We start from the raw sequence: 10,817 nt of genomic DNA, 5'->3' as shown, positions 1-10,817 counted from the left end.
GAGCCCTGGGCGAGCGCACCGCCGCCGAGCTCAAACAGCGATGGCGCACCCTGCAATACGTCACGCTCAGCCCCAGTCGGATCGGCGACATCGCCAGGGCCGCCCTCGTCCTCAACGGAATCTGGAAGTGATCACCGTTGAGAAAACCTCACTGGTCGCATGATTCGGGCGGTATTCCCCTGAAACGGCGGAAAAAAGCGGTCCTTGATGACCGTCGGCCAAGCGCTGCTACCGCCCATCACAAGGAGCTGATTTCGCGGCTTCAGGCGCGGCGATGCGAACTATGCGAGCTACGGGCGGGCGTCCACGTGGACCACCAGTCCGCTCCTTGAACGGGCTGACTCCGTAGCCGACTTGGCGCGTCAGTGGGGAGGCGACGGCGAAAGCCTGCGGCGTAACCGTGGCGATGCTGCCGGATCACACCAGTACATGCGTTTTATCGAACACTTCATGTCAACAGCAACCCGGCGAACCTATATGGTCACAGCTCTAACGGCGGTTCAAAAGGGCGCGGGCAACTTCGATGTCGGTGATGAGGATATTGACCCAACCACCTCGGACAGCCCCTCGAATGGCTGCCAGTTTCGCCATACCGCCGGCGACTCCGATTCGACGATCAATGCTTCTTAGTTGTTCCGGGGCGATGCCGATGATGCGATCGTTGAAGGGGGCGGCTACGGCACGACCCTCCGCGTCGAAATAGCGTGTACAGACGTCGCCGACTGCTCCCAGTTCCTCAAGTTGGCGTTGTTCGTCTGCGGCAATCGCATTTCCGGAGCGACGCAGCAGCGGAGAGGGGTCCAGGGTCCCGATGCCTACCAGGGCGAGCGTGAGGCGGGACCACGCCTTCATCACGGCAGCCACTGCGGGCTCCTGTGACAGGAGGTCGCGCAGTTCACGGCTGCCCACGAGAGCGGCGGACGGTGCAAAAACGGGCCGAGCCCCGGTGAGTTCGGCCAGGCGGCCGGTGAGCCGGGTGGCGTGGAGTTGGACTTCAGGGCTTCCGGAGCCTCCGACGATCTGAACCACGTCCTCTGCCACGGGCGGGTTCTTGGCGTGCATGACGTTGACTGCCTCAAGTAGCGTCGCGCTCCAGGACGAAATGCCGATGACGTCACCGCCCTTGAGGGTGGCGTCCAGATACGTTGCCGTGGCAGCGGCAAGAGCAGGGATGACATCCGTTCCCGTGCCTTCGGTGTCCACGATGACGGCGTCCCGGAGTTCGTACCGCTCGATCAGTGCCTCTTCGATTTCAGCGTGAATTCCGTCGGGGGAGACCACGACTGTGCGAACTATGTTCCGGTCCGCTGCCTCTTTCAGTAGACGGGAGACCCGCGGCTGGGACATGTTGAGTTGTGAGGCGATCTCGGGCTGCCGCAGCCCACGCTCGTGATACATGCGAGCTACTTTGACGAGTAGTCGCAGGTGATCCTGGCTCGGCTTGGAAGCGATCACCACCGGTGAGTCCTGTCTCCTCTGGCGCGTAAACGGTTGTCCGAAGTATCTGATTATACAGGCTGGAGTTGAATGGTTACGGGGCAAAGCGTGTTTTGTCGCCTTCGCCCCGTACCGTTGACTGGTTTTCTACTTCCTGGCGAACACTCCGAAGTCGTCGGCATTTGCCTTGGTGACCAGTTCACAGTCGATGGACTGCTTCTCCGGCTGCCCGGTCTTGCCGGTCTTGATGAACTTGTCTGCCTGCTCCACGGCCTGCTGGGCTCCGAGGGCTGCCGGCTGCAGAGCGGTGGCCAGCATCGCGCCGGACTTGATCTGAGCGATGGCGTCGGGGCTTCCATCGAAGCCTACGACGACCACACCCGTCTTCTTCGCGGACTTCAGGGCCGCGAGCGCCCCGAGGGCCATGGTGTCGTTGCCGGCGATGACACCCTGTATGTTCGGGTTGCGCTGGAGGATGGTCTCCATCTTGCTGAAAGCCTCCTGCTGGTCCCAGTTGGCGGACTGCTGGGCGACCCTCTTCATGCCCGGGTACTGGGAGATGACGTCGTTGTAGCCCTTGGAGCGGACACCGGCGTTGGTGTCGGATGCCTTACCGGTGAGTTCGACGTAGTTGCCCTTCTCCTTCATGCCCTTGACGAACTCCTGAGCGGCGATCTGAGCACCCTGGGAGTTGTTGGACACGATCTGCGCCTTGGCGACGCCGGTCTTGTTGATCTCCCGGTCGATGAGGAGAACGGGGATTCCCGCCTTCGCCGCCTTCTGGACAGGGCCGATCGACGCGTCAGCTCCGGCGTTGTCGAGGATGATCGCCGCTGCATGGCGGGAGATGGCGGCGTCGACCAGTTCACTCTGCTTGTTCGGGTCGTCGTCGTGTGAGGCCACGGAGGTCTTGTAGCCCATGCTCTCGGCCTTGGCCTTGGCCGCCTCCCCTTCAGCCTTGAAGAAGGGATTGTCCGGCGACGGGGTGATGATGGCGATCAGGTTGCTCTTGTTCGAGTTCGGGGCCTTGGTGCCCGTGCCGGAGTCGTCCGACGAACCGCACGCGCTGAGAGTGAGGAGCAGCCCTGCGGTGACGGCGGCGGTCGCCGCGGTGAGCAGGTGACGTCGAGAGTGGGACACGTGGCCCTCCTGAATGTGCGTCAGCGCTGACGCGAGTGGAAGAGGATGAGGCGTGGGGGGAAACTTGTGGGTGGGTTTCCTCAGCGGGAGGTGTCGGAGGACGCGGTGGTGTGGTTCGGCCCTGGTTCGGCCGGGTCGGACTGTGCGGTTGCGACGGCGACTGCCGAGGCGGCCGCACCTCGTCGCTGGAACCGCTGCTGGCTCTGGTCGAGGATGACGGCGATGATGATGACGGCGCCCTTGATGAACGTCTGCCAGAACGTGGAGACGCCGAGGATGACGAGGCCGTCGGCCAGGAAGCCGATCACGAAGGCGCCGACCAGGGTGCCGCGTACATTGCCGCGTCCCCCGGAAAGGGCGGCACCGCCGATGACGACGGCTGCGATGGCGTTGAGTTCGAAGCTGTCGCCGGCCTGTGGGGCTGCCGAGGTGAGTTCGGAGGCGATGATGACTCCGGAGAGGGCGGCGCAGGTACCCGAGACGACGTAGACGATCGTCTTGACGCGTTTGACGGGAACACCGGTGAGTTCGGTGGCTCGTTCGTTGCCGCCGGTCGCATACAGCCAGCGCCCGAACGCGGTGGAGCGCAGCAGCACCGCAACGATGACGGCCAGCGCGATCATCATCCAGATGGCCACCGGCAGGCCCAGCGGGCGGCCGGCGCCTATCCAGCCGAATCCCGTGTTGTGGGTGCTGGGGTCGCCGCCGAGGTTGGGGTAGGTGGTGCCGCCGGAGATCAGCAGGGCCGCACCACGTGCCACGTAGAGCATGCCCAGTGTGGCGATGAAAGGTGCGACGTTCAGACGGGTGATGAGGATGCCGTTGAGGGTGCCGACGACGGCGCCCATCATCAGGCACAGGACGACCACTGCCCACACGGGTGGGTAGGCGACGACCCCGAAGGCGCTGATGTGCAACCCCTTGAGCGCTTCACCCGCGATGACTCCGGAGAGGCCCACGGTGGAGCCGACCGACAGGTCGATGCCGCCTTTGAGGATGACGAGCAGCATGCCCAGCGCGAGTACCGCGTTGATCGCGACGTGCTTGGTCATCGTGATGACGTTGTCGACGGTGAGGAAGGAGTCGGACAGAAGGCTGAAGACGACGATCAGTACGCCGAGTGCGATGAATGCCCGGAGTTCGAAGATGGAGTTGAGGGTCTTCAGGCGCCGGGCCTCCGCCGCGGCTTGTCGGCTCTGCTGCAGGGAAGAGGCGTGTTCGGTGGTCAGAGTGTCGGTCATTGCAGGCCCTCTTCAGTGGTGTCTGCTCCGTCGGCCAGGCTCATCAGCCGGTCTCGCGTGATCCTGCTGGGTGGTAGATCCGCGACCAGACGTCCGCGGACCAGGACGAGCAGGCGGTCGGGGATGTGGAGCGCTTCTTCGGCCTCGGACGTGGTGAACAGCACGGCCAGTCCGCGTTGCGCCTGCTGCGCCATGACGTCAAAGACATCCGCCTTGGCAGCGACGTCCACGCCGCGCGAAGGCTCGTCGAGCAGCAGAACCCGGGGATCGGTCATCAGGGCCTTGCCGATGACGACCTTCTGCTGGTTGCCGCCGCTCAGTGAACCGATGGGCGCGTCTGCACCGGATGTCTTCACGGTGACGTCGTTGATCATCGACTCGACCGAGGATCGTTCGCGGCTACGGCTGACAATGAGCCGTCGGACAAAACGTGTGAGGGCGGCAAGGGACAGGTTCTCACCGACGCTCATCGTCTGGACGAGTCCGTCGCGCTGACGGTCCTCCGGAACCAGGGCGACCCCCGCCTGGATGCGCCGACGGATGGAGCCTGTCAGCGGTTCGCCGTGCAGGCGGACGTCTCCCGACGCTGCGGGCAGCCGACCGGCCAGGCACTCCAGGAGTTCGGTGCGCCCGCTTCCCATGAGTCCATAGATACCTACTGTCTCGCCTGCTCGGATCCGCAGCGAGACACCGTCCACTGCGAGACGGTCGGGGTTGGAGGGATCGGCGACCGACAGGTCCACGGTTTCCACCGCGACTGGTCCGAGCCTGGGCTCACGCATGGGGAAAAGGCTGTCCTGCTCGCGTCCGACCATGGTGCGGACCACCCAGGCGAGGTCGACATCGCCGACCGCCGCCGTCGCGACCATCGAACCGTCCCGTAGCACGGCCACGTCGTCGGCGATGTCCAGTGCTTCTTCGAGGTGGTGGGAGATGTAGATCACCGCAACGCCTTCGGCGGTGAGTTCACGGATGACCTGGAAGAGGACTTCGACCTCCGGGGCGCTGAGTGCCGAGGTCGGCTCGTCCATGATCAGTACGCGTGCGTTCTGCAGCAGGGCTCGGGCGATCTCCACCAGTTGCTGTTGTCCCAGGCGCAGATCACTGACCAGGCCGTCGGGATCGAGGCTCTCGTCCAGGCGCCCCAGAACCGCCTTCGCCTTCTCGCGCTGGACGGTGCGGCTCACAAGGCCGCGCCTGGTCTGCTCGCGTCCCAGGAAGAGGTTGTCCTGGATGCTCAGGTTCGGGCACAGGCTCAGTTCCTGGTGGATGATGGAGATTCCACGGTCGGCAGCGTCACGGGCGTTGCCGAACTGCACTGCCTCGCCGTCGAGTTCGATGTGCCCCCTGGTGGGCGATTCGACGCCGCTGAGGATCTTCATCAGAGTCGACTTGCCGGCACCGTTCTCGCCGAACAGCACCAGGACACGCCCGAACGCGACATCGAGGCCGACACCTTTCAGGGCCTTGGTGCCGCCGTAGATCTTGGTGACGTCGACAGCCTGCAGGATCGGTGTGCGCGAGGCGGTGCGCGTCCGCGAGGCCGTGGCGGTCACGACGCGGACTCGATCGAGATCGGCGTGACCGTGAGCAGGTCATCGGTGAGCGGGCTTGTCGCACCGACGACGGTGACCTTCTGGCCCTGGAGCGAGGCGGCGTCCACATGGGCAAGGAGCGTTGCCTTCATCTGGTTGTTCAGCGCGGTGCCCGCATCGGCGTAGTCGACCTGGTTGACGAACTGGCCGAACTTGATGAAGCCGGAAGCGTCACGCAGCGCAGTCCCGTTGATGGCCGGCCCGATCTGGACGGAGACGCGGGCCTTGCCCAGGCCCGGCACGGTGACGGGCAGCAGCCCGCTCGCGGCCTTGCCGGCCGTGCCGGTGAGGGTGACCGCGTAGCTGTAGAGGCCGGTGCCGTCGCGGTGGCCGTACTTCTTTCCCGCCGCAGTGCTGTCGGCCGTGAGTGCCTTGTGCAGGACGGCGAGGTCGACGGCGTTCTTGTGGATGGCTGGAACGACCTTCGGCTTGTACGTGGCAGCACCGTACTTGGCGGCATCGAACTTGGCTGCCTGACCGGGCGCGCCCTGGCTGTCGGAGCGGTAGGTCGTGGAGGCCAGCATCGCGGCGAGCACGACCACAAGTGCGATGAGGCTGCCGCGGCCGAGAGTGATGGGATTGCGTCGGCGAGCGCTGTCCGCTGTGGATCGGCCCTGGGGCACTACTGTCATGATGTCCTCTCGTTTCCTCGGGCCCCCAGTTCGCGGGCGGCCAGCAGGCGCTCATGCCATCGCGAGGCGGCCGCCTTGCGTCGGTCCTCGCTCCATGTGGGGGTGAAGATTTCGAGACCGTCATCGGCCCGCTTTTCCAGATCGGGGGTGGACCACAGGCCGAGTACCAGTCCGGCGAGATCTGCGACCCCGGCGGCCGAGAGATCCGGATGATGGGTCCTGGCCACTTCCACGCCGCTGAGATCTGCCTGGAGTTGCATGAGGGCCGTGCTGCGCGTCAGGCCGCCGTCAGCCATCACTCGGTCGATCCCCGTCATGGCACCGAGCACGTCGTCGACTTGATGGGCCACCGATTCCAGCGCGGCCCGGGCCACTTGCCCACGGCCGGTTCCCAGACTGAAGCCGGCGAGCAGAGGCTGTGCCCTGGTGTCCCACCACGGTGCCCCGATACCGCCGAAGGCGGGGACGAGTGTCACGCCCTCGGCGTCGGAGCACTCCGCGAGCTCGACGATCTCTTCCACGGTTGCGCCGAGAAGATCGGCCAGCCAGGTCAGCGTACGTCCACTGGAGCGGACGTTCGCCTCCTGAGCGAAGGACGGCCTGCCGACCGACCATGCGATGGTGTCGCAGATGGCTCCGGCGGCTCCGAGCGAAGAGGTCAGGGTCATCACGGACGAGCCAGTGCCGTATGTCGCCTTGGTCACGCCCGGTCGCCATCCGGCGTGGGCGAACAACGCTGAGTGCGAGTCCCCCAGCACCGCGGCAACAGGGATGCCGTCGGGCAGAGGATCGAAGCCGCTGGTGTGTCCGAAAGGACCGGTCGAAGCGATCACCTCCCCCAGGGCCCGCTCGGGTACGCCGAACGCCGTCAGCAGTTCCTCGTCGAATGCTCCGGTTTGGAGGTTGAGCAACTGAGTGCGTGAGGCGTTTCCGATCTCCGTGACGAACGCTCCGGTGATGGCGTTGACAAGCCAGCTGTCGACCGTGCCGAGGCGCAACCGACCGCGGCTCACGAGTTCGCGGGTCGGATCGTGCTCATCGAGAAGTGCGGCCATCTTCAAAGCGGAGAACATGGGGTCGAGCGGAAGTCCGGTCCGTTGGCGGACCAGGTCGGCGAACGGCGTTCCTTCGAGGCGAGCGGCTCGTTCGGCCCCTCGCTGGTCCTGCCAGCTCACCAATGGTGCGACCGGCCGGCCCGTCCCCGTCTCCCAGAGGACCACAGACTCGCGCTGGGTACTCAGCCCGATCCCCACGACCGCTCGGGGATCGATTCCTTTCACGCAAGCAGCGATCGCCGTCTGCACGCCGGCCAGCAGCGCACATGCGTCCTGCTCCACGAGACCGGGTGCCGGATGGCTCTGGGACAGCGCCGCGTCACCGCGCGCAACGATACGACCGGCAGCATTGACCAGGAGCGCCTTGGTCGAGCTGGTGCCCTGGTCAACAGCGAGGACGAGCCGTTCCATCAGCCCCGCCCCAGAACCTCACGCGCGGCGCCGACGATGCCCGCGGCGTTCAGACCGAAGTGGTCCAGCAAGAAGGAGGTGCTGCCGGTCGGAGCGAACGTGGGCACGCCAAGCATGCGCACCGGCACCGGACGGGACTCCGCGACCACACGCGCCACCGCCGCACCGAGACCTCCGGAGACCAGGCCCTCCTCCGCGGTGACGATGGCACCGGTGTCTTCAGCAGCGGCGAGGACCTCCTGAACGTCGAGCGGTTCGACGAAGGTCATGTTCACCACGCGCGCCGATATGCCCTGCTCCTTGAGGCGATCGGCCGCTTGCAGAGCACGGGAGACCATGGTGCCGACGGAGATCAGTGTCACGTCGGTGCCCTCGGTCAGCCTCAGGGCCCGTCCGTGTTCGAAGGGGGCATCGGGCGGTGTGACGGCGGGCACCTTGAAACGGGGGATGCGCAGATAGGACGGGAGACCCGACGCGGCTGCCCACCGCACCGCGCTGCGGGTCTGCGCGGGATCGGCCGGCACGACGATCTGCAATCCGGGAACCGCCCGCATCCAGGAGAGGTCCTCGATCGAATGGTGGGTCGGCCCCAGCTCTCCGTAGGCCATGCCGGGGCTCTGACCGCACAGGACCACGTGTCGGTCGCTATAGGCGACATCGGCCTTGATCTGCTCCAGGGCACGGCCGGTGAGAAAGGGTGCCGCAGCGGACACGAAAGGGATGTAACCCGCATTGGCGAGTCCAGCCGACACCCCGACCAGATCCTGTTCGGCGATGCCCACGTTGATCAGACGGTCCGGGAACTCCTCACGGAAGGCAACCAGGTTGCTGGAGCCGACCGAGTCGTTGCACACCGCCACGATCCGATCGTCGGCCCGGGCGAGAGTGATCAGCTCGTCCGCGAAGTCGGCCCGGCAGTCGAAAGTGAGGGCGGGCGCGTCGAGCGCGGTCATCGGCTCAGCTCCTCAAGAGCGAGTCGAACCTGCTCGTCGGTGGGCACCTTGTGGTGCCACTCGACCCGGTCTTCCATGAACGAAATCCCCTTACCCTTGATCGTATTGGCGATCACGGCGACTGGGCGCCCCGCGACCGAAGGCCCGAAGGCTTCCTTGATCGCACGATGGTCGTGGCCGTCGATGACCCGGACCTCCCACCCGAAACTGGCCCATTTGCGGTCCAGCGGTTCGAGCGTCTTGGTGTCCTCCGTGCGTGCCCCCTGCTGCAACCGGTTGCGGTCCACGACGGCGATGAGGTTGTCCAGGCGGTAGTGCGCAGCGGTCATGGCCGCTTCCCAGTTGCTGCCTTCCTGGATCTCACCGTCACCGAGCACGACGATGGTCCGCCATGACTCGCCGCGCAGCTTTGCACCGAGTGCACAACCGGTGGCGACCGGGAAACCGTGGCCGAGAGGGCCGGTGTTGGTTTCCACGCCGGGCACCTTGACCCGGTTCGGGTGGCCGTTGAGCGGGGACAGTGGACCCATGAAGTCCGCAAGACGCTCCTGTGCGAAGAAGCCGCAGGATGCGAGCGTGGAGTACAGTGCGGCGGCGCAGTGACCCTTGCTCAGCACAAACCGGTCGCGCTGCGGGTCATCCGGCTCGAACGGGTTGAGGCGCAGAGAACCCCAGATGGCGGTGACCATCAGGTCCGTGACGGAGAGGTCTCCGCCGACGTGGCCCATACCGGCTGCCTGAATGGTCGTCAGGATGTCCCGGCGGATTCGGGTGGATATCCGGGCCAGCTCGGCAGCCGCCTCGAAAGGGGATGCCGTGCGAAGTCGCTTGCTGAGTTGCAGATAGACGTCGGCGGCGGACTCGTCCACCTCAAGCGGCCCGGATGTGGCCTGAACGGTGGTCACAGCGACTCGCTCTCCGCGAGCGCGCGGTAGAGCGCCTGCTTCGCGATCCGCTGGGCACTGAGTGCGTCCTGCGCAGACTGGGCCGCCGCGAGGGCGTCCCGGTCGAGATAGTTCAGTGCGTGGTGGAAGGCGCGCATGGTGCGGATACCCGCGCGCGCGGCCTCCACGGAGTCCTCCCTGAAGGGGAACTGGTCGAGCTGCCATACGCCTTCCCAGCCGGCGTCGCGCAGAGCGAAGAAGAACTCGAACGTCTCCAGAAGGTGCACCGATCCGACGACCATGTCGTCGTCCCAGCCGCGGAAGTTGTCGTTGACGTCGATGGCGAACAGCTTGTCGCGAGCGATCGCCATCCTGGCCGCTTCCGCCGGGGTCTCTCCGCCGTACAACGAGTGGCCGAAGTCGAGGAGAATCCCGACGTTGTCGACACCCATGTCCTCGATCGCGAGCAAGGTTCGGGCGACGGAGGAGAAGACCATACGGTTGCGGGGCTCACGCGGCTTGTACTCGATCGCGAACTTCAGGTCGGGGAAGGACTGCGCCAGTTCACGCACCGCACCGACGGACTTGTCCCACAGATCGGTGTAATCGGCCTGGAAGGGATAGTCGTATCCGTCCTGCCCCGGCCACAGCTTGATGTAGTCGACACCGAGCTCGCGTCCGACCTCGGCCGAGGCGGCGACCAGATCGATGGCACGTTGGCGAGTGGCCGTGTCGGGATTGGTGAAGCCGCCCTTGGCGAAGGCGCCGGTGTAGAACTCCGGCGTCACGGCGATGGCGCGCAGTCCCTCGGCAGCGAGGGCCTCCTTGACCTCGGCGGTGCCGATGCCGTCGGGCGGGAATGGCCAGTTCAGATCGACGACGGACAGGTCACCGACTGCTCCGGCGAGCTTGATGGCGTCGAGGACGGTCCTCGGGTCGCCGTAGCCGTCGGTCGCATACCGGTCGACGTAGGTGGCGAAGTGCCAGATGCCGGCCCCGTAGGTCGGCTCCTTGTGCATTTTTATGCGGTCCCGATCAGACATGCCGAGCAAGCTATGCGAGACCTACTTATGTGTCAAGAAAGTTTCCAGGACTGGTCCGTAGAGATACGCGCGACACCTCCCGGCCGGAACGCTCCGACGGTGCTTGGCCTCAGTAGGCACACCTGGCGGGAGCCGGCTGACATGCATCCCGCTTTCGCCCAGCCGGCTGTCCGTCCGATATGGCAGGTCGGCTGCCTCATCTCAAACCGTTGACGCCCGCGGTGAGTGTCCTCGCATCTGCCGGCCGCGGGAACGGGCCCTGCCTCCGCCGTGGCGGCCGGGCTTTGGCCGTCGGCGGCTGCCGACGCACCGGCAAAGCCGCGTGAAGTGGCGGCCATCGACGGTGAGCAGGACGACGTCGATTCGGTGATCCACCATGATGCCTGCGCCAACCTGATCCACCATGGCGCCTGCGCCAACCACTTC

At 65.7% G+C, this 10,817-nt stretch carries 9 protein-coding genes; all 9 read right to left on the bottom strand.

The window, feature by feature from the left end; translation table 11 throughout:
* Positions 1-489 precede the first annotated feature (489 nt).
* Entirely contained in the window at positions 490-1,458 is a 969-nt protein-coding gene (locus ACWEKM_RS33580; RefSeq protein WP_451625037.1) for a sugar-binding transcriptional regulator, read from the bottom strand.
* Positions 1,459-1,584: 126 nt separating this feature from the next.
* Entirely contained in the window at positions 1,585-2,577 is a 993-nt protein-coding gene (locus ACWEKM_RS33575) for a substrate-binding domain-containing protein (RefSeq protein ID WP_451625036.1), read from the bottom strand.
* A gap of 80 nt (positions 2,578-2,657) precedes the next feature.
* Complete coding sequence (locus ACWEKM_RS33570; RefSeq protein WP_451625035.1) at positions 2,658-3,818, bottom strand: ABC transporter permease; 1,161 nt, start codon at positions 3,816-3,818, stop codon at positions 2,658-2,660.
* Positions 3,815-5,374 (bottom strand): sugar ABC transporter ATP-binding protein, encoded by a 1,560-nt coding sequence (locus ACWEKM_RS33565; RefSeq protein WP_451625034.1) that lies wholly within the window; start codon positions 5,372-5,374, stop codon positions 3,815-3,817. The genes ACWEKM_RS33570 and ACWEKM_RS33565 overlap by 4 nt, the downstream gene beginning before the upstream one ends.
* Positions 5,371-6,045 carry a DUF2291 family protein gene (locus ACWEKM_RS33560; RefSeq protein ID WP_451625033.1) on the bottom strand — a complete coding sequence of 225 codons (675 nt, stop codon included), beginning with the start codon at positions 6,043-6,045 and terminating at the stop codon, positions 5,371-5,373. Before ACWEKM_RS33560 ends, ACWEKM_RS33565 begins: the two co-directional genes overlap by 4 nt.
* Entirely contained in the window at positions 6,042-7,511 is a 1,470-nt protein-coding gene (locus tag ACWEKM_RS33555) for an FGGY family carbohydrate kinase (RefSeq protein ID WP_451625032.1), read from the bottom strand. Before ACWEKM_RS33555 ends, ACWEKM_RS33560 begins: the two co-directional genes overlap by 4 nt.
* Complete coding sequence (locus ACWEKM_RS33550; RefSeq protein WP_451625031.1) at positions 7,511-8,464, bottom strand: transketolase family protein; 954 nt, start codon at positions 8,462-8,464, stop codon at positions 7,511-7,513. The genes ACWEKM_RS33555 and ACWEKM_RS33550 overlap by 1 nt, the downstream gene beginning before the upstream one ends.
* Positions 8,461-9,369: a transketolase gene (locus ACWEKM_RS33545; RefSeq protein WP_451625030.1), complete on the bottom strand. Its 909-nt coding sequence runs from the start codon at positions 9,367-9,369 to the stop codon at positions 8,461-8,463. Before ACWEKM_RS33545 ends, ACWEKM_RS33550 begins: the two co-directional genes overlap by 4 nt.
* Positions 9,366-10,391, bottom strand: a complete 1,026-nt coding sequence (locus ACWEKM_RS33540) for a sugar phosphate isomerase/epimerase family protein (protein WP_451625029.1) — start codon at positions 10,389-10,391, stop codon at positions 9,366-9,368. The genes ACWEKM_RS33545 and ACWEKM_RS33540 overlap by 4 nt, the downstream gene beginning before the upstream one ends.
* Positions 10,392-10,817: the final 426 nt, after the last annotated feature.

This window comes from Streptomyces sp. NPDC004752, from assembly GCF_053601275.1.
Note: the sequence above shows the minus strand (reverse complement) of the source record. Positions and strands in the feature narration are given on the sequence as shown.